This window comes from Mucilaginibacter sp. NFR10 (assembly GCF_900100445.1).
GTDB lineage: Bacteria > Bacteroidota > Bacteroidia > Sphingobacteriales > Sphingobacteriaceae > Mucilaginibacter > Mucilaginibacter rubeus.
The window spans coordinates 1476073-1495939 of the sequence record NZ_FMTV01000001.1 but is presented as its reverse complement, the minus strand read 5'-3'; the positions used below and the strand labels follow the sequence as shown (position 1 = coordinate 1495939).

Sequence of the window (19867 nt, the reverse complement as noted above, 5' to 3'; positions counted from 1 at the left end):
CGTACTTTTTATTTATTTTTGAACAAAGCCCGTTATCGCCTTTAAGCCGAATAGCCTGTTTAATTAAAATGAAAAAACTACTCCCGCTTACTTTAATCATATCATTGCCTTTCATGGCATTAGCACAAAGTTTTAAACCAGTAAATAAAGAAGCGTCGCCTGAGGTAAATAAATTGCTTGCTTTCCTTTATAGTATAAAAGGCAAACATATTTTGTCGGGGCAACAAAATTATAACAGTGACCGTGACGTTTTTTCAGACAGTGCTAAAGCCATTACAGGACATTATCCCGCTGTGTGGGGTTCGGATTTTATGCTTTGGGGCGATAAGGACCTGGGGCAGGATTTGGTTAATGAAGCAAAACAAAAATGGCAGGATGGTTACCTCGTAACACTCATGTGGCACCAGGGCCGGCCGATTGATAATCCTCCCTACGATTGGAAACAAAGTATCCAGGGAAAGTTGACTGATGCGCAATGGAAAGAACTGACAACCCCTAATACAGATTTAAATAAGAAATGGCTTGCCCAGATTGATGTCGTAGCCGGTTACCTGAAACAGCTAAGAGATGCCCATGTGCCTGTTTTATGGCGGCCTTACCATGAAATGAACGGCGTATGGTTTTGGTGGGGAAACAAAAAAGGTAATGACGGCATCATTAAACTTTGGAAAATGATGTATGATCATTATACCAATTATCATCATTTAAATAACCTGATTTGGGTATGGGGGCCTAACGGTTTGCGCGACCTGCCATTAGATGAAGCGTATGACTATAAAGACTTTTATCCCGGTGCTGATTATGTGGATATTTTAGGTGCTGATATCTATCATTTCGATTATGAACAACGGGATTATAGCGATTTGCTTAAGGTTGCCAATGGCAAGATCATTGCGCTGACGGAAACCGGCGAACTGCCAAAACCCGAAATTCTGGCAGCCCAACCCGAATGGGCCTGGTTTATGGTATGGACAAGCTGGCTGTGGACTGATAATACACATGAACGGGTAAGAACCATATATGGCTTACCCCAAACGTTGAATCACGAACAGGTGAAAACAATGCTAAATAAAAACTAATGTCTACTCAAAAACTACCTGAAGTTTGGCTCCGCGGCCCGCTGGATGATGTGCCGGCCTTGCTTCAACCTGTTGCACACGCGCTTTTACAGGCAAGGGAAGAACTTAATGAATTGATGGCCGATTTTCCGGAAAAGCTGCTGTGGGAAAAGCTTGCCGGCGTGGCATCGCCGGCTTTTCATTTGCAACACCTCACCGGGGTACTCAATCGGCTTTTTACCTATGCAAAAGGTGAAGGGCTTAGTGCGGCACAACTAAATTATCTTGCAGCCGAAGGTGAACCTGGTGAATATGAAATTACCGTTGTTGATTTAATAAAAGCGTTTAATACCGAGGTTGATAACGCTATCGATAAACTCAAAGCTACCGACGAGACCATATTAACCGAATGGCGAGGAGTAGGCCGGGGGCAATTACCATCAACAGTTATCGGCTTGTATACGCATTCTGCCGAACATACCATGCGCCATCTTGGGCAGCTTTTGGTTACTGTAAAGGTGCTTAAGCAACAATAGCGGCCGCATCCTTAAGATTTTGTGAGCGATAGGTTACCCGGGCGTTTGGATGTTTATTTTCGGGATCGTATAGAAAAGTATCGATACCCAAATCGCTTGCTGCTTTTATTTCAGATTCGGGATCGTCACCAATAACGAGTACATCTTCGGGTTTGTAATCATATTTCTCCAAGATCAACGCGAAAATATCTTTCTTGGTAAGGGGCGAAAGTTCAGGGTCAACAATGTGGATGGCTTCAAAATCTGCTTCAATGTTCAGCATTTTAACTTTGCTCCATTGCAGTTTGGTAAAGCCCGTGGTAACCAAAAACTTGGTGATCTTAGTTTCGCGGATCTGTTTATAATCATCAAAAGGCTGCATCGGCCGGTTGTACTCAATATTATTTAATAGTTCGAGCCCTTTGTTTTTAATGAGATCGCTGAATTGGTATTTGTCTGCCACCTTCTGATAGGGAACCTTCTTTAAATCCTCCTTTGCTTTATTGATATGCTCGATACCCTCGCCGGTAATATGCTGATCAAGAAAGTTGAACAGTTCATTAAACAAATGATCGGCAATGGAACTTACAGGGTATATGGTATTATCAAGATCCAATATGATGGCTTTTTTCATGATAGCAAATTAAGGTAAAACAGGCACACGTTTAGTGGTATGTATTGAACGTTTCATGATCAAATAGCCGCAGGCCACAATCAGGCAGACACCGCCAAGTAGCCACCACAAAAGCTCAAACCCTCCGTAGGCGATAACCTGGCTGCCCAAAAATGGAGCAATGATTTGTGCGCCGGCCCATGACATGCTGTATAATGCAGCATACTCACCTCGGTTGCGTACATTTGAACGGCTTATCCAAAACGTGTTCATAAATGGCATGGAAAGCATTTCACCCAAAGTTATCATGCAGACAATTAATATGGCTACCAAAGGCACATGCGGCATCAGATTAAGCAAAACAAAACCGGCCCCGGTAACCAGGATGCCCGAGATAATATAGGTTAGGGCATGGCGTTTGCCTTCAAGCCAGTTAATCAATATCATTTCAATCAAAACGATAAGTATCCCGTTTAAAGCCAGCAGGAAACCGATAAAACGCTCGTTAAAATGCCATTGTATTTTATAAAATACGGGCTGCATAATAAAAAACTGGAAAAAACAAGTTGCGAACAGGGTTGCCAATAGGATAAACAGCAGGTAAACACCATCTTTATAAGCCGATGAAACCACTTCATCAAAACCGGCCACTGCTTCTTTGATTGTTTTTGCCACTTTTGAACGGGGCATCAAAGTGAGCAATAGTATACCTGCTGCGATATTGGTACAACCATCTACCCAAAAAAGTAAATGATAATTTATAGATGCCAATAATCCCCCTAAACCACCGCCGAACGCCCAGCCTAAGTTTGTAGCCAACCGGTTAAGCGAGTAGGAGCGCGTTTTGTTTTCTTCTGTACTGTAATGTGCTATAGCCGTTGAATTGGCAGGTCTGAATGATTCGTTGCAAATGCTCAGCACGAGGGTGAAAATGGCCATGCTGATGAAATTGGTTTGATAACCAAGGATCAAAAATAGTAAGCCGCCGGTAAGCAATGCCCCAACCTGCAAATCATAAAAGCCAATTTTATTGATCAGCTTACCACCGATGAAGCCGCCGGAAACAGCACCCACGCCAAAAATAGCCATAATATATCCCGACTGCTCAATGGTAAAATGCAGTTGCCTGATGGTATAAATGGTCATGAAAGGTACAACCATGGTGCCACTACGGTTAATAAGCATTACGATGCTCAGGTACCAGCTGTTTTTTGATAGTCCGCTATAGGCTTGTTTGTATAATTGGATAATTGAGATAAGCATGGCTTTACAAAGGTAGGTTATTGGGCTGAAAGCTTAAAGCCAAAAGCAAAAGAAGCTTGGTGAAAATAAAAGGCCGAAAACTTAAATGTTCTCAGTGGAACGCTTTAAGCTTTCGGCTTTTTGCTTTAGGCTAACTGAGCGCTTTTAGCTTAAACGGGCGTTTCTGTTCCTGAGCCAATGATCAGCCAATACAAGAGCAGCCATGGCTTCAACAATAGGTACGGCGCGCGGAACCACACAAGGATCGTGACGGCCTTTGCCCGATATTTCAGCAGCATTGCCCTGGCTGTCGATGGTTGCCTGGTTTTTCATGATGGTGGCTACGGGTTTAAAGGCTACCTTAAATTCGATAGGCATACCATTGCTGATGCCTCCCTGGATCCCGCCCGAGAAATTGGTAATGGTTTGTATATCACCCAGGTGCGATTTTACAAAGATATCGTTATGCTCAGACCCACGCATTTCGCTGCCTTCAAAGCCCGAGCCAAACTCAAAGCCATGAACAGCGTTGATGCTTAGCATCGCTTTGCCTAAATCGGCATGCAGTTTATCAAACACAGGGTCGCCAAGGCCAACCGGGCAGTTTTTTACATAGCAGCTGATCTTGCCGCCAACGGTATCGCCATCCTTACGTACGCTGTCAATAAATTCGATCATCTCTTCCGCAGTGGCCGGGTCGGCGCAGCGTACAATATTTTTTTCGCGCTCTGTAATAAACTCCAGGGGATCGTTAATAAATACGTTTGGTGCATTGATCGTACCTACGCTGCTTACATGGGCAACAATTTCTATACCCTGTGTTTTAAGCAGCAGTTTAGCCAAAGCGCCGGCAGCAACACGGGCTGCGGTTTCGCGGGCAGATGAGCGGCCGCCGCCGCGATGGTCACGGATGCCATATTTAGTTTGATAGGTATAATCGGCATGCGACGGACGATATACATCCACGTTATGGCTGTAATCTTTTGAACGCTGATCTTCATTGGGGATCAGCATAGCAATAGGGGTACCCGTAGTTTTATCTTCAAATACACCCGAAAGGATTCTTACCGTGTCGCTTTCTTTACGTTGGGTAGTGATCTTTGACTGGCCAGGCTTACGTTTATCCAGTTCGCCTTGGATATAATCAAGATCAACTTGTAAGCCGGCCGGGCATCCGTCAATAATTACACCGATGGCCTCGCCATGTGATTCGCCAAAAGTAGTTACCCTGAATATTTGCCCGAATGAATTGCCTGCCATAGTTTTAGATATGAAATGTTAGATAGGAGACAGGAGAAAATCCTATCTGAATATCTTTAATTGGTTATTTTATAACTGTCATTGTAAAATCCAGACTTACGAAGTTTTGAAAACTTCGTAAGTCTTAATCTCGCTTGAGATTGCTTTGTTCCCCACAATAACGCACTTTGTACGTTTGCGTTAGGCTTTCTGCCTTCAGCTTTAAGCTTCCTTCTCTTCCACTTCAAACCCCTGCTTTTCCAGGTCATTCCAAAAGGCGGGATATGATTTATCAACTACCGGCCCATTTTCAAATTCCATTTGCGGAAGGATAAGGGCCAGCGGCGCGAAGGCCATTGCCATTCGGTGGTCATGATAAGTATTGATGAAGATACTATCAGGGATAAATTTCCCGCTGCAATCAAGCATGTAAACTTCATCTTTTTCAATCAGCTTAACACCCATTTTGCCAAGCTCTGTTTGCAGGGCCAGGATGCGGTCGGTTTCTTTGATCTTTAAAGTTTCAAGGCCGGTAAAAGATGCTTCATGATTAAGCGCTGCGCAAACAACAATTACTGTTTGTGCCAGATCGGGGCATTCTTTCAGGTCAAATTCGCGGCGCGAGATAGGTTTGTTCTCTTTCTTCAAATGAACGCCGCCATCCCTGAACTGCGAAGTAATACCAAAGTTAGCCATGATCTCGGTGATCACACTATCACCCTGCAAACTGTAAGGGGTAAGTCCTGTTAAAAACAGTTCAGCCTCATCTGCAAGAGCAGCAATAGCGTACCAGTAGGAAGCAGCGCTCCAGTCCGGTTCAACGTACAGTGATGTCGTTGTAAATTCCTGGTTTGCAATTGTGATAACATTATCTTTCCATGCGTGCTTGATGCCAGAAGTTTCAAGCATAGTCAAAGTCATTTCAACATACGGGCGCGACGTTAATTCGCCTTCTATATGCAAGTCCAAGCCTAAAGGCAACTGAGCTGCTATGAGTAGCAATGCTGTAATATATTGGCTACTGATATTCCCCTTTATACTGATCTTATTGGTTTGCTGCTTAAAACCTCCTTTTAATTTGACAGGAGGATAGCCATCATTCTCTTCATAATCAATATTGGCACCCAAGGTCCTCAATGCATCAACTAAGATACCTATTGGCCGTTCCTTCATGCGTTTACTACCAGTTAAGATCACTTCATCTTCCTGTATGGCGTAGTAAGCCGTCAAAAAGCGCATAGCCGTACCCGCCGGACCGATGTCTACGATTTCGGTTTTGCAATTTTCGATTTCGGAATTATCAGGAGAAGCGTTTCCTGTCAGAACCTCCTGGCTCTTGGCTCTTGACTCTTGGTTCTCCCTTAAAATACCTGCAAGTAAAACAGCGTCAGCAGCGTCAGATACATTTTCAACCCTTACTTTACCTTTGCTTAACGCTTCGATGATCAGGGCGCGGTTACACTCACTTTTTGAACCGGTAAGGTTAACCGTGCCGTTAATGAACGTGTTGTTTCTTTTCAGAATGATGTTATGCATCATTTAAAATATTAGGCGTGTGTAAGTTTTTCTGCTGCCTGGCCCTGAGCGGCGTCGGCGTTCATTACTTCTGTTTGCCTGCGAATAGATTCGTTGTGAACCAGTTCAAGCAATTTTTCAGTAAACTCGGCGCTTAATTTTAATGCTTTACCGTAAGTTGTACGTTTTTGAAGGATTTCATCCCAACGGCCAACTTGTAAAATAGTAATGTTATTATCTTTTTTGTACTGACCGATTTTCTCAGCAATCTGCATACGCTCAGCAATTTTCTGGATCACCAGGTCATCAATCTTGTCGATTTGGTTACGTAGCTCGGCCAGCTTATCATTTACTTCAGAATTTCTAACTTCCGCTTTACGCAAAGTTAAGTGGTCAATGATATCGGCAAGAGCAGCAGGGGTAACCTGTTGTTTAGCATCTGTCCAGGCTACGCTTGGATCGATATGTGATTCGATCATTAAGCCTTGCATATCAAGATCCAAAGCTTTTTGTGAAACATAACCGATCAGATCGCGGTTACCCGAAATATGGCTTGGGTCATTAATAAGAGGTAACTCAGGAGCCAGGGTTTTTAAGGCGATAGCAACATCCCACATTGGTTCGTTACGGAAAGCTGATTTTTCGTAAGATGAGAAACCACGGTGAATTGCAGCTAATTTGGTAATACCTGCGTTGTTGATACGCTCTAAAGCGCCAACCCATAACGAAAGATCAGGATTTACCGGGTTTTTAACCATTACAGGAACATCAACACCTTTTAAAGCATCAGCAATTTCCTGGACTGTAAAAGGGTTAGCAGTTGAACGGGCGCCTACCCAAAGGATATCAACGCCGGCTTTTAAAGCTTCTTCAACGTGTTTTGCAGTAGCAACCTCAACAGCTGTTGGCAAGCCTGTTTCTTCTTTGGCGCGTTTTAACCACTCCAAACCAATGCTGCCAATACCTTCAAACTCACCCGGGCGTGTACGTGGTTTCCAGATACCTGCACGCAAAGCTGAGATTTTACCTGTTTGGGCTAATAAATGAGCTGTGGCTACTAATTGTTCCTCTGTTTCAGCACTGCACGGGCCTGAAATAACCAAGGGTTCCTTACCTGTTTTAATCCAGGTGTTAAGCGGCTGTATGTTTAAATTTAGTTTCATCGTTTTTTTGTTTGTCCGGCGATAGCCGGGAATGTTAGTTAATAATTTAAATTATGTTAGTTTTTTTGGTTTCTGCTTGTTAATGGTCTTTATTTATACATTACGCCTGATATTGATATACTTGCGGATGCTCCGTTCGGCCCGGCGAGGTTTCGGGCTCACCGCATGTTCATCATCGTGCCTTTCGTACTCGCCAAGGATATTGAAGTTATGGGTATACTTAAGGATCTGCCTTATTGAAGCGTCATATTGTTTTTGTTCCTCCCATTCTATATCTACATAAAAATTGTATTCGTTGCGCTTGCCTAAAATCGGCATCGACTGAATTTTGCTCATATTTACGCCTTCTTCGGCAAAAATATTAAGCACTTTAGCTAATGCACCAACTTTGTTACTTACCTGGAAGCACAAAGAAGCCTTGTTAGCCGGTTTCTTTTCAATATTATCATGATGGGTTAGGATCAGAAAACGGGTAAAGTTTCTTTTGTTCGATTCGATGCGACGTTCCAAAACATCCAGGCCGTAAAGCTTAGCGGCTAAAGAGTTTGCAATAGCAACCGTATCTGTTAGCTGCTCATCCCTGATGCGTTTAGCACAGGCCGCGGTATCACTGCTCTCCACAATTTTAAGGTGCGGATATTCGTCAAAAAAATCAACACACTGGCGTAAGGCAATAGGGTGGGAGGTTACGTATTTAATATCCTCGAATTTTACTCCCGGTAAAGCCATCAGGTGCAGCTGGATGGGCAGGTAAATTTCACCAACTACGGGGAAGCCATAATCAAGCAGCAAGGTATAATTTGGCAGGATGCTGCCGGCGATGCTGTTTTCGATAGCCATTACCACATAATCGGCCTCACGGTTTTTTAAACTCTCAAATGTTTGTTTGAAAGAGTTGCATTCAATGGTCTCGGTGTTTTCGCCGAAGTATTTCAATGCAGCTTCTTCGTGAAAAGAGGCCCGGATACCCTGAATTGCGACTTTTGGTTGTTCTATTTTCATAAACCTGCTTAAAGCAAAAAGTCCCGGCTGGTAGGCCGGGACTTTTTAGTTTCTTTATATGTTTGTTTTGTACATATTAGTCCCGGCTCTCACTGGTAAAGTAAAAGTAGTAGCCAAAGAAGTATGCACCTGTTAATTTCATTTGCTGTTTTTTATTACGACGTAAATGTACGGTAAAAAAAGGGTTTGTCAATAGAAAATTTTAATTTTTGTAAAAAATAATAGATCAACCAAATTAAATTCTGTGTTAGGCACTTTGGGAGCGTTTGAAAAGAGAATTTTGGGGATAGATTATCTTTATTCCCAAATTTTCTGGAAACTTCTGAATAAGATCCATATCATGGATTAACATTTTAGGTTGTATAAATTCTCCGTTTTTGAACCTGATTTGTACGTTACCCATATTCCGGTCGCTCGTCGCTGTTCTATGAGCAAGTTCTGCTACGTCGGCTTTATTGTACTCCTTAATGTGTTTTTCGTCAATCCCGTAATAGAATATGTGGTTGCCACGTGATATTCGCAAATACTGATTACGGCCTTTTATCGCTACAGAGGATATACTGCCAATAAATATCCCCAGTCCAAGAATTATTAAAAGAAGCACTATCGGATACGAACCGCCACCAATATGAAGTACGCTTGCACAAAATACTGAAATGGCAAATAATAGATATATTGAGAAAAAAGCTGCAAGAACAAATATTCTCGCCGGGTTAACTCTATAGATAAAGTCACTGGTTATGAAATGTGGTTGATTCCCGATATTAAAGAAGTGTTTTTCAAATGAACTCAGATTGAGTGTCTGCTCAAAAAAGTCTTTTACCAGATCGCAAGCCTTATCAATGGTGGAGGCATGATATTCATATAGATGATTACCGTTATCAAGATAATAAACGCAGAATTTACTATTAAAGTACAGGCCAAGCTTGAGGTAGTTCAGGTTATTATCCTGAATAACTACCGATGGCCCGGTTAACTGGATATCAGTTAATGCCCGCTCTGCGTCCCACGGGAAATCTTTAATGACTTGGATAGTCTCATCAACATTACGAAGTTGCTTGTCAGAATATTCGCTTTTTTCGTAAGTGTTGTGCTGGAGTTTGGATATTAATTGTAACATGGTTTACCGCGACACAAAAGTGTCACGCCAAATATAATGTTGTTATGCGGCAGTTTCGTGTTTTTTATGAGCCTCTTCCATTTCCTTATATTCACGTTGCAGCACACGCGCAGTTTGGGTACTGCCGTCATGGCTCCAGCCCGGTGGATTTAGGAAATAGCCGATTTTTGATTTAAGATCGGGGGCATTTTTTACATCATGCAGCAGGGCTTTCCATTCATGGAACAAAACGTTTACCGGTCCCATATCTTCCGGTTGTTTGGTCAGGCCATATTTAACAGGCTCGGGCAAATCTTCATCACGGAAAGTGCCGAATAGCCTATCCCAGATGATAAGCACCATTCCCATATTTTTGTCAAGATAAGGGATGTTTGAAGCATGGTGAACGCGGTGATGCGCGGGCGTTACAAAAATCCACCCATACCATTTTGGCAAGGGAATTTTGTACTGCGTATGCACCAGATTGCCATAAAGCTGGGTAATAAGGTATGCGTACAGGATATCTAAAGCGGTAAAGCCCATTAAAGCAAGCGGGAGGTAAAAGAATACCCGGTAAAGCGGTTCAAATACTGTTGACCGAAAGCCCGTGGTGAAGTTAAAATGCTCGGACGAATGATGGGTAACATGCATTGCCCAAAACATACGGCAGTAATGCCCCGTATAATGCAGTACCCAGTATAAAAAGTCCTGTACAACAACCAACACAAACCAGTACCAAAAAACATTCTGAATTTGAAAAAGCCTGTAATGCTGGTAGGTATAATCAAGTATAAAAAAGGTAAATACCTTAACGCAGAGATTAGTAATAACGGCCAGCGAAGTAAGATAAATATTGGTTAACGTATCGCGGGTTTGATAGTACTTGCGATCTTCCCAATAGCTCAGAGCCATTTCAACAAGCGTTAAAACAACCAATAAGCCCATTAAAACAAGGGCCGCCTGATTTCGCGGATCTAAATGCTGAAACATGTTACAGGTTAATGTAATATCTTAAACTTTCACAAAGTTCGTGGGCGGTGCACACATTATCAATACTAAACTCACCTATATGTGTTAACAGGGTGCAATTAATTTCGTCTCCAATGTTCTTTTTGTCCTTTTTCATATTCAACAGCAGTTCGTCAAAACTGTCTTCGTTGATGGTATACCTCGGATAAAGATCGGTCAATACCTTTACAATTTCATGAAGTTCTTCTGAAGGTAACCCTGTTTTTTTGTGGGCGAGGTATGATTCGCAGATCATGCCGATAGCTATTGCTTCACCGTGCGAAAGGCTGTCTTCGTCATGTAATAAAGAGTATGTTTCAACCGCATGCCCGATAGTATGCCCAAAGTTTAACGCCTTGCGGATACCTTTCTCATGCGGGTCCTCAATGGTGATTTCATTCTTGATTTCTACTGAGCGGTGAACAAGTTCAACCGACGGGTTTTTCAGGTCGCTATTTTTAAGTTGATTCCAATAACTGGCATCAACAATTAAACCATGTTTCAGCATTTCGGCCAAACCCGAAAGGATCTGGCGAGGCGGAAGGCTTTGTAAAAACTCGTGCGCTATAAACACAGCTTTAGGCATAGTAAATGTCCCGATAATATTTTTTATGCCGTCAACATCGATACCTGTTTTGCCGCCCACAGAGGCATCAACCTGTGAAAGGAGGGTAGTTGGCACCTGTACAAAATCTATCCCTCTTTTATAGGTAGAAGCGGCAAAGCCACCCATGTCTGTAATAACACCGCCACCTAAGTTAATCATGAGGCTTTTACGATCGGCACCAAAGTCAATCAGCATTTTCCAAACGCCCACACAAAAATCAATGTTTTTGCTTTCCTCTCCCGACGAAATCTCGATCAGGTCGTAATTATTAAAATCTTTAAGTTTGCTGGTAAGTAAGGGCAGGCAGTGTTCGCCTGTATTTTCGTCGGTTAAAATAAAGAATTTTGAATAGTTGCCTTTTTTAACAAAATCAACTAATTTATCAAGGCTATTATCAAAATAAACCGAGTAATTATCGCTTAAAATAGTGTTCATTATTATATGACTATAATTTTATTTCCATCGAACTCAACCGTGTCACCTCTTTTTACTTTGAGGCGTTTTCTGTAGTCAACTACACCATTGTACTTCACGAGGCCTTCAGTTACAACTATTTGCGCCTCGCCGCCGGTTTGCACTAAGTTCGCAGCCTTGAGTAGCTGGATCATGGGGATAAAGTCCCCTTCTAACTTAAATTCGATCATGGGATGGCAAAAATAAACTATTCATGCAATTATGAGTTATCATTTTATAATTTTGCAGATGACCTCTTTTGAAACTAACAATAATCAAGAACGAAATACGCCCTCGTTCGAAAATACAGAAATAGCTTTTCGCCATTCATCCAATACCGATCTGAACCGTGCCTACTGGTTGTTCAGGATGATCAATATTAACTTTTTGGTAAAGATAGGCCCACCGGTTACCAATTTTGCCATGAAGATAGGTTTGCCGATAAGGAATATTATCAAAGCTACCATATTTAAACATTTTTGCGGCGGCGAAACTATTGCCGAATGTGATTATACCATCAAAAACCTTTATAGCGGCAGGGTGGGTACCATTTTGGACTACTCGGTAGAAGGTGAAGAGGAAGAAACCGTATTTGATAATACCCGCGATGAGATTATCCGTACCATTGACCGCGCTGCCAAAGACAAAGCGATCCCTCTTACCGTATTTAAAGTAACGGGGGTGGGACGTTTGGGCCTCCTTGAAAAATTGGATGCCCGTATTAAATTGAACGATACCGAAGAAGAGGAGTGGAGAAGGGTACAAAACCGTGTACTGGCTATTTGTGATAAAGCGTTCAAAAACAACGTGCCTGTAATGATAGATGCTGAAGAAAGCTGGATCCAGGATACTATTGATCTTTTAGCTCTTACCATGATGACTCAATTTAACAAGCAAAAGCCGATAGTTTATAATACCTATCAAATGTACAGGCATGATAAACTGGCCTCGATGTTAAATGATCATGCCATTGCTCAAAGCGAAGGTTTTATATTGGGAGCAAAAATAGTACGCGGTGCTTACATGGAAAAAGAACGTAAACGTGCCGAAGAAAAGGGCTACCCATCGCCAATTCAGCCCGATAAAAAATCTGCTGATCTTGATTATGATTCGGCGCTTGATTATTGTACAAGTCATATCAATGAAATAGCTTTTATTGCAGGTACACATAATGAAGAAAGCTGCCGTTTGCTGGCCGAATTACTGGACAATAAAGGTATCGATCATAAACATCCGCATGTTTATTTTTCGCAATTGCTTGGCATGAGCGATAACTTAAGTTTTAACCTCGCCCATGCCGATTATAATGTAGCTAAATACGTGCCTTACGGACCGGTAAAGGCTGTACTGCCATATTTATTTCGCCGTGCACAGGAAAATACAGCTATAGCCGGGCAAATGAGCCGCGAGTTGAGTCTAATTACAAAAGAAAGAAAGCGCCGAAGCGCTTAACTTATAAAATTACCATACAAAGAGGGCATTTATTAAATTAATTGCTCTCTTTTTGCAAAGGACTGTATGGTATCTGGGATTGTCATTAGAAAGGTTTGGATGCCCAACTTTTTTGCGGCCTCCAAATGCTGCGGACTATCGTCAATAAATAAGGTTTCTTCGGGTTTTAAATTATTTTCCTTAAGTACCTGTTCAAAAATGGCAGGCTCTGGCTTGCGTTTGCCCGTAAGGTGCGAGTAATATGTTTTTTCGAACAGGTGATCGTTTCCTTCAAAACCGAAATCGGTTTTAAGATAGTTCATGATATAATCGTAATGGATAGCGTTAATATTGCTAAGCAAAAAAGTACGGTATTTGTCTTTCAGCTTTAACAGTAATTCGTGATTTCCTTCGGCAATTCCGACCAGGATACTGTTCCATGCGGCATCAATCTGATCATCCGTCAGGGAAAGGTTGTTGGTTTTTTCCCTTACGTAATCCCTGAATTGTGCAGCGGTAACTTCGCCACGATCAAATTTATCAAAAATTTCATCCTGGGTTTTGTGGCCAAAAAACGCTTCGGGGTTACTTATACCTAATTGATTCCAAGATTGTTGAACCCTGAGGAAGTCGATACTGAAAATAACGTTACCATAATCGAAGATGATATTTTTAATATTTTCCATAAAAAGAGTTTGAGATATGGCCGCAAATATGTAAAATTGCACCCGCAAACAAAAACAAAATAACCGCGCCTATAGCTCAGTCGGTTAGAGTAGAAGACTCATAATCTTTTGGTCCCTGGTTCGAGCCCAGGTGGGCGCACAAATTAGTGTTTACGGCACTAAGAAAATCTTGTAAGTCGTTGATTTACAGGATTTTTTATTTTATTCCAATCCTTCTCCATCCTTTCGAATGCACCGTTTTGGCGGACAATCCGGCGGACAAAAATCGTTTTTTAGATTTGTCCGCTTTTATGACTTAATTGATTGTAATACAGTTAGTTGAGTTCCTGAAATAAGGACTCAAATGCACTCAGAAAAACTGTTAAAAATCGCAATCCGGCGGACAAAAGCGGCCTGAAAAGAACGGTTTCAGGATGTAATTAATCATTTATTCATAAACAAACTGTTACAAAAATGAAAACATCGCAGTCGTTTGGTGTGCATTTCAGCATCAAGAAAGGAAGAGAAAAAGAAGATGGTAAAACCAAGGTTTACGCCTCGGTCACGGTCAACAAGGAAAAAGTAATCATTGCCCTGCCGCATTTCGTGAATGCAGAAAGCTGGGACAAAGGACGCGGCTGTGTCAAGGTCAGGCTGCCGGAAGCCAAAGAATCCAACACCTATCTGGAGCAGGTCAGATTCACCATTACCACCTACTAGCGGCAATTGCAGATCGCCGGAAAAGAGATCACGCCGGCTTTACTCAAAGCTTGCTTCCTCGGCGAAGTAACTGAGGAAACCTACTCGCTCAGCAGGCTGATGGATTATCGTTATGAGATCGCTTCGGCAGCATTGACCTGGAGTACCCTTAAGCACTACGCGGTGACCCGGTGCTACCTGGAAAAGTTCCTGAAAGAGAAACGCAAGACCACCGATATCCGCATCCATGAGATCGACTACAAATTTATCGTCGATTTTGAAACGTATTTGCGCAATCACAAGCCAGCTGACCACCCTCAGCCGATCAACAATAATGGTGTGATGAAACATTTGATCCGACTGCGCAAGATGACCACGCTGGCTTTCAAACTGCAATGGATCAATAAAGACCCCTTCAAAAATTACAGGTTTCGGTATAAGAAGGTAGAAACAGCCTTCCTTTCCAATTCAGAACTGAAGCTCGTTCAGGAGCATGAGTTCGCTTCCGGGTCGCTCGTCATGATCCGCGACCTTTTTGTATATGCCTGTTATGCCGGCCTTTCGTTCGTCGACCTGATGAATCTGACGGAACGAAATGTGGTCGATGGCGAAGACGGTGGAAAATGGCTGAAGCTGTTCCGGCAGAAAAGCAATGAGGCAACCAATATCCCTTTGCTGGCACCGGCACTTGCCCTGATGAAGAAGTATGAAGACGATCCCAGGGCAGTTTACCACGGCACGATCTTTCCGACCCTCACCAACCAGAAGGTTAATATGCACCTTAAAGAGATCGCCAAGATCTTAGGTATCAAAAAGACCCTCACCTTCGGTGTAGCCCGCCACACGTTTGCCATGACGATCACCTTAGCCAATAACGTACCTATTGAAACCGTCAGCAAAATGATGGCCATACCAAGATTGCCACGACGCAGATCTATGCCCGTGTACTGCTTAAAAAGATCAGCGAGGATATGAGCGTGCTGAAGGAAAAACAGAAACCGGAACCCAAGCGCCCGGCAGCAAGAAGATCGAATGTTAAACCCGCAATGAAACGCGTTAGCTAATGGAACAGCTAACCAATGACAAACTTTTCAGGTCAGTCAGGGACTGATCGCAAAATCCCGCAGCGAGGTTGTTCGGAATGTGAACACCGTAATGACCTACACCTATTATCATATAGGTGAAATGATTGTCAATGAAGAGCAGGCCGGCAGCCAGCGGGCCGCTTATACGGAAACAATCGTCAAAGACCTCAGTCAAGCGCTGACGCGCGAATATGGCAAAGGTTATTCGCATCGTAACCTGGACTATTTCAAAAGGTTCTACCTGTTATATCAGGAACAGATTACGCAATCACTGATTGCGCAATCTGATACCTATAAAAACATTCCGCAATCACTGATTGCGTTTTCCGGTCTGTTCAAATTAAGCTCGACACATTACATCCAGTTAATGAAGATTGCCGACCCCGGTGAACGGGAATTTTATGAGCAGCAATCGGTAACGAATAACTGGTCAGTCCGGGAATTGCAGCGTCAGTACAATTCTTCCCTGTTCGAGCGGCTGGCGTTAAGCCGCGATAAAAAATGCGTACCGGATGGTGCGGAGACAGGTCAAACAAGCGAGGAACCCATTCGCGCGTTGAAAAGCCCGTTCGTACTGGAGTTTTTGGGCTTAAAGGAGGATAGCGGCTATTCGGAGAATGATCTGGAGACCGCCATCATCAATAAACTGGAGCATTTTATGCTGGAATTAGGTAAAGGCTTTTTGTTTGAAGGACGGCAGCGGCGCATCACCCTCCCTGGTCGACAGTTTTCTTCAATGAGAACCATGGTCTGGTCGGAACGGTTTTATTCCTTCAAAAGTTTTCAAAAACTATAATACTGCCAGATCTCAAAAACTGAATATAGCCAGTGGCGAACCGCGTTGGTTATATATATGTTATGCCAGAATATTTTAGCAATGAAGATATTATTCCTTGTGAAGAATGGTTGAAAAGCGGCGCAACACATTGTTTTAGAGATAAAAAGATAGTTGCTAATATATCATATAATATATGATATATTAACTATTTGTTAACAAGCTTATGATAGCTTTGTGAAAAACCTATCATACCTATGGTGCTTTTTTTCCGGTTGTCTAAAAGGCAATTACCAAATCTGCTGCTCTGTTTCAGTATTTTGGTTCAGTTTTCCTGCAAAAAAGAGAACGTTAAAGTTGTGTATCCTGCCGGGAGCAATGAAGATATTAATACCTGGATAACGGATAGTCTCAAACGATATTATTATTGGACAGACCAACTGCCTGCACATGCAGACATCAGCAAGCCCCCTTTGGTATATTTTAACACTGTAAAAAACACGACCGATCCCTTTTCTTATATTATTCTCCCCAGCGATCCTACAAGCGGGATTGCGAACAGCAAAAGTAAATTCGGATTTGATTACAGTACGATCGTTGAACAAAGAACAGGTTTGGTTATTGGCGTAATTAAACTGGTACTGAATGATTCGCCTGCCTCCAGGAACGGTTTGGTGAGGGGGGATTATATCAACAAGATCAACGGTAAGCAATTAACCCGTAATAACGCTAAAGACCTCCAGAGCGAACTACTTTCTGGCAATAGTGTCACATTATCCATAGCTCGCATTAGCAGCGACCAGTTAATCGCGGATAGGGATGTGGAAATTTCATCAGGTGCCACCTTTGAACAGCCGGCCACCAGCAAAGTTATAGCGGCCGGAAATAAAAAGATCGGTTATCTCTATATCAATGATTTTAGCCCCGGGCTGGCTGCTTCTCTTTATAGTGTTTTTGCAGGGTTTAAAAGTTCCGGGATTTCAGATCTGATACTTGATCTGCGTTATAACTCCGGCGGACAAGTTGCAGAGGCTGCCGGTCTTACGGCAATGATAGCGAATGGTATAAATTATTCAACGCCCTTTATCATTTACCAGGGCAATAAGAACGGCGGCAGGCGAAAAGAGTCTGTCGGGGATGCCGCTACTTATGATGGTACCGTAAATTTTGAGCTGGCATTACAATACAACTTAGGCTTAAAACAAATTTATATACTGGGCACCGGAGCTACTGCTTCTGCATCTGAGGTTATGATCAATAATTTAAAACCGTACATGCAGGTTACGCTTGTAGGCGAAGTAACGCGGGGGAAGGATGCCGCATCCTTTAAAATATTTGATATGCGCGTACCTAAGCGGGTAGCATGGGAAATGCATCCGATAGTGTATAAACTCTTTAATGCCGCCGGGAGCGGAGATTACAGCGGAGGGATTAATCCTGATATTCCTGTAAACGAGCTGGCGACTTTACCGTTGCTCCCGCTCGGCTCGGAGAATGATCCGCTTATAAACACCGCAATAACTATTATCAAAGGTGCTCATGCGCAAACAGTAACGCTCGCTGCGCAAACGAAAAAAAGGACGACGGGGGCGCTAACTGTACTTGCAGACTCCAAACTATCGGCCAGTTCATCAAGTGTGGTTGTTACACACCGCTAAAACTCAAAAGCATCTTGCACATTTAACATTAACTTCAAATTAACCCGGTTAACTTGCAATTGTCTTAACCTGCTGCTGTATGAAATATTTGAAAACCTTATCTGTTAAGCAACTTTTAGCAAACGTCAAAGCTGATGACGGCGATGCTTTCGGTGAAATTTATAGACTATACAGAAAAAAAGTTTACACTTTCGCTTATCGTTTTGTAAGATGTGCAGAAGATGCGCATGAGCTTACGCAGGATGTTTTTGTCCGTCTTTGGGAAAGCCGTGGTAAGATAGACCTGGAAAAAAACTTTGACGCTTATCTGTTCAGTATGGTACGAAGTTATTTTCTGGATGCTCTTAAAAAGAAAACAAGGATGTCTGTTTACAGGGCAGAGAACCCGGACGAACCGGCTAACAACTCCACAGACCAATATATCGAGCTGCGCGAGTGCGGAAAAATTGCCATGCAGGCGATCGAGTCTTTGTCTCCACAGGCCAGGGCTGCTTACCTTTTGAGCAGGGAAGGCGGCTGCTCACACGCTGCTATATCACAACAAATGGGTATCTCTCCCAATACGGTTAATAACCACATTAAAAAATCCCTGGGCCACATCCGTGCAAGGTTTCGATATCTGTCTCCAGATACAATTCTTCCTGCTTTGCTGATAATCATATCCCTTACCCCGGAACTGGGCTAAATTCTCTTTTCCTATAAGTTCTCCTATTGCTTCAAATAGCAAACACGGCGATATGCCGGTTTGCCTTAATTGCGCACGCAGGTTATACAGAGGTAGAACATCGTTATCGTGTTTGAGGAGATGCTTTTTATTCAAGCCCGAACTTTTTTCAAATAATTTCATATTCATATAGCCATACTTCGCCTGCCAGTCTTATATACTATAAAATGGCCGATAGCGGCAGAAGTAACAAACGTGGAACACAGCGACGAAATAAAGAGCTTATTCAAAATGTATCTGGAAGGTAAGACTGACCTGGTACAGAATGGAGTTCTGTTCCGGTACCTGAGAGATCATAAAGACGCGGAATCAGAGCTGTCGGCTGTCATGGAAGATATCTGGCAAAAGGAGGAAATGAACACCGATGAAGTGACTGACCCGGAAGCTGAACTGGATCTGATATGGACCAAAATTAACCGGAACCGGCAGCAAAAAAACAACCGTTTCCCATTGCTCAGGTATGCCGGGGCGCTGATTTTACTTTGCTCGGCTGCACTGATCTGGTACAATATAAAGCCGGGCCGGCAGCATGAGGCCGATCCCATTGCCCTCGTAAGTAAAATAACCGTGGCCGGTGAAAAAATAAAAATGCTGCTGCCGGACAGTTCTGTAGTTTATCTCGGAAGCGAAACAAAAATTACCTGGCCAGAACATTTTGAACCTGGCCATCCCAGGTATATAAGCCTTGAAGGCGAAGCTTTTTTTGAGGTGAAGCACGACGCAACCCGCCCGTTCATTATAAAATCCGGAAAGCTGGAAACCAGGGTTTTGGGTACCTCTTTTAATGTTTATGCCTACCCTGCCGATAATACAGTAACCGTGACCGTACGAACAGGGAAAGTGGGTGTTATCGAGAACCGGAACGGCATTCGTACCACCCTGTCATTGCTGTCGCCGGGTATGCGGATAACGTACCGTAACAATGACCATAATTACCAGGTTAGCAGTGTTAAGGCCACAGAGTCTGATGGTTGGATAAGCAACCGTTTCGTTTTCAGGGACGAAAACCTGGGTGATATCCTTTTTAAACTTCAGCGCTATTATGACGTTCGTTTTGAGATAAAAAACCCGGCACTTGCCCGTTGCAGGTTTAATGCTACCTTTTTTAACCAAAACATCCATGGTGTTATGCAGCAACTCAGCATTATGAGCAGCGGGCACATCAAATACAGGATCAACAACAATAAAACAGTCGTCTTATGGGGGGAGACTTGTGAATGAAGAGATAACCTTATAAAGTCAGGCAAACAGTTGCCCGTTGTGGGATTCGCCACTTATCATACAAGGAAACCGCTCTGCGCCAACAGAACGGTTTC

At 42.8% G+C, this 19867-nt stretch carries 20 protein-coding genes and 1 tRNA gene; 10 read left to right on the top strand and 11 right to left on the bottom strand.

Going from position 1 to position 19867, the window contains the following annotated elements; genetic code table 11:
• Positions 1-68 precede the first annotated feature (68 nt).
• Together BLP33_RS06155 and BLP33_RS06150 are read left to right on the top strand one after the other, a co-directional pair.
• Positions 69-1079, top strand: coding sequence for a glycosyl hydrolase (locus BLP33_RS06155; RefSeq protein ID WP_090525839.1), 1011 nt, complete (start codon positions 69-71; stop codon positions 1077-1079).
• The gene (locus BLP33_RS06150) at positions 1079-1594 is read left to right on the top strand and encodes a DinB family protein (protein WP_090525838.1); all 516 of its coding nucleotides are present in this window, start codon (positions 1079-1081) and stop codon (positions 1592-1594) included. The genes BLP33_RS06155 and BLP33_RS06150 overlap by 1 nt, the downstream gene beginning before the upstream one ends.
• On the opposite strand, the gene BLP33_RS06145 is transcribed toward BLP33_RS06150, so the two are convergent.
• From BLP33_RS06145 to BLP33_RS06100, 10 genes are all read right to left on the bottom strand, one after another.
• Entirely contained in the window at positions 1581-2207 is a 627-nt protein-coding gene (locus BLP33_RS06145; protein ID WP_090525837.1) for an HAD family hydrolase, read from the bottom strand. The two genes, BLP33_RS06150 and BLP33_RS06145, sit on opposite strands and share 14 nt — an antisense overlap.
• 9 nt (positions 2208-2216) lie before the next feature.
• Positions 2217-3449: an MFS transporter gene (locus BLP33_RS06140; RefSeq protein WP_090525836.1), complete on the bottom strand. Its 1233-nt coding sequence runs from the start codon at positions 3447-3449 to the stop codon at positions 2217-2219.
• 144 nt (positions 3450-3593) lie between these two features.
• Entirely contained in the window at positions 3594-4688 is a 1095-nt protein-coding gene (aroC, locus tag BLP33_RS06135) for a chorismate synthase (protein WP_090525835.1), read from the bottom strand.
• Between the two features lie 201 nt (positions 4689-4889).
• The gene (gene aroA, locus BLP33_RS06130; RefSeq protein WP_090525834.1) at positions 4890-6206 is read right to left on the bottom strand and encodes a 3-phosphoshikimate 1-carboxyvinyltransferase; all 1317 of its coding nucleotides are present in this window, start codon (positions 6204-6206) and stop codon (positions 4890-4892) included.
• Positions 6207-6214: 8 nt separating this feature from the next.
• Positions 6215-7345 carry a chorismate mutase gene (locus tag BLP33_RS06125; protein WP_090525833.1) on the bottom strand — a complete coding sequence of 377 codons (1131 nt, stop codon included), beginning with the start codon at positions 7343-7345 and terminating at the stop codon, positions 6215-6217.
• A 93-nt stretch (positions 7346-7438) separates the two neighbouring features.
• Positions 7439-8347 carry a prephenate dehydratase gene (locus BLP33_RS06120; protein ID WP_090525832.1) on the bottom strand — a complete coding sequence of 303 codons (909 nt, stop codon included), beginning with the start codon at positions 8345-8347 and terminating at the stop codon, positions 7439-7441.
• 247 nt (positions 8348-8594) lie between these two features.
• Entirely contained in the window at positions 8595-9467 is an 873-nt protein-coding gene (locus tag BLP33_RS06115; RefSeq protein WP_090525831.1) for a PH domain-containing protein, read from the bottom strand.
• Positions 9468-9509: 42 nt separating this feature from the next.
• On the bottom strand, positions 9510-10436 hold the full coding sequence (locus BLP33_RS06110; protein WP_090525830.1) for a sterol desaturase family protein: 927 nt from the start codon (positions 10434-10436) through the stop codon (positions 9510-9512).
• Position 10437: 1 nt separating this feature from the next.
• Positions 10438-11496 carry a 3-dehydroquinate synthase gene (gene aroB / locus BLP33_RS06105; RefSeq protein WP_090525829.1) on the bottom strand — a complete coding sequence of 353 codons (1059 nt, stop codon included), beginning with the start codon at positions 11494-11496 and terminating at the stop codon, positions 10438-10440.
• Positions 11497-11498: 2 nt separating this feature from the next.
• A complete protein-coding gene (locus BLP33_RS06100; protein ID WP_090525828.1) occupies positions 11499-11705 on the bottom strand; it encodes an RNA-binding S4 domain-containing protein in 207 nt (68 codons plus the stop codon).
• A 58-nt stretch (positions 11706-11763) separates the two neighbouring features.
• Here BLP33_RS06100 and BLP33_RS06095 point away from each other — a divergent pair, with 58 nt between their 5' ends.
• Positions 11764-12966: a proline dehydrogenase family protein gene (locus BLP33_RS06095; RefSeq protein WP_090525827.1), complete on the top strand. Its 1203-nt coding sequence runs from the start codon at positions 11764-11766 to the stop codon at positions 12964-12966.
• 32 nt (positions 12967-12998) lie between these two features.
• Here the strand turns inward: BLP33_RS06095 and BLP33_RS06090 are convergent, their stop codons facing one another.
• On the bottom strand, positions 12999-13631 hold the full coding sequence (locus BLP33_RS06090; RefSeq protein ID WP_175489942.1) for an HAD family hydrolase: 633 nt from the start codon (positions 13629-13631) through the stop codon (positions 12999-13001).
• Positions 13632-13696: 65 nt separating this feature from the next.
• On the opposite strand from BLP33_RS06090, the gene BLP33_RS06085 reads away from it, so the two are divergent.
• From BLP33_RS06085 to BLP33_RS06055, 7 genes are all read left to right on the top strand, one after another.
• A tRNA-Ile gene (locus BLP33_RS06085) sits at positions 13697-13770 on the top strand.
• Positions 13771-14084: 314 nt separating this feature from the next.
• Positions 14085-14330, top strand: a complete 246-nt coding sequence (locus tag BLP33_RS06080) for an Arm DNA-binding domain-containing protein (RefSeq protein WP_090525826.1) — start codon at positions 14085-14087, stop codon at positions 14328-14330.
• 6 nt (positions 14331-14336) lie between these two features.
• Positions 14337-15284: a site-specific integrase gene (locus tag BLP33_RS06075; RefSeq protein WP_090525825.1), complete on the top strand. Its 948-nt coding sequence runs from the start codon at positions 14337-14339 to the stop codon at positions 15282-15284.
• Positions 15285-15416: 132 nt separating this feature from the next.
• Positions 15417-16190: a PDDEXK nuclease domain-containing protein gene (locus BLP33_RS06070; RefSeq protein ID WP_090525824.1), complete on the top strand. Its 774-nt coding sequence runs from the start codon at positions 15417-15419 to the stop codon at positions 16188-16190.
• 236 nt (positions 16191-16426) lie between these two features.
• The gene (locus BLP33_RS06065; protein WP_090525823.1) at positions 16427-17827 is read left to right on the top strand and encodes a S41 family peptidase; all 1401 of its coding nucleotides are present in this window, start codon (positions 16427-16429) and stop codon (positions 17825-17827) included.
• 79 nt (positions 17828-17906) lie between these two features.
• The gene (locus BLP33_RS06060; RefSeq protein ID WP_090525822.1) at positions 17907-18512 is read left to right on the top strand and encodes an RNA polymerase sigma factor; all 606 of its coding nucleotides are present in this window, start codon (positions 17907-17909) and stop codon (positions 18510-18512) included.
• A gap of 234 nt (positions 18513-18746) precedes the next feature.
• Positions 18747-19772 (top strand): FecR family protein, encoded by a 1026-nt coding sequence (locus BLP33_RS06055; protein WP_139159942.1) that lies wholly within the window; start codon positions 18747-18749, stop codon positions 19770-19772.
• Positions 19773-19867: the final 95 nt, after the last annotated feature.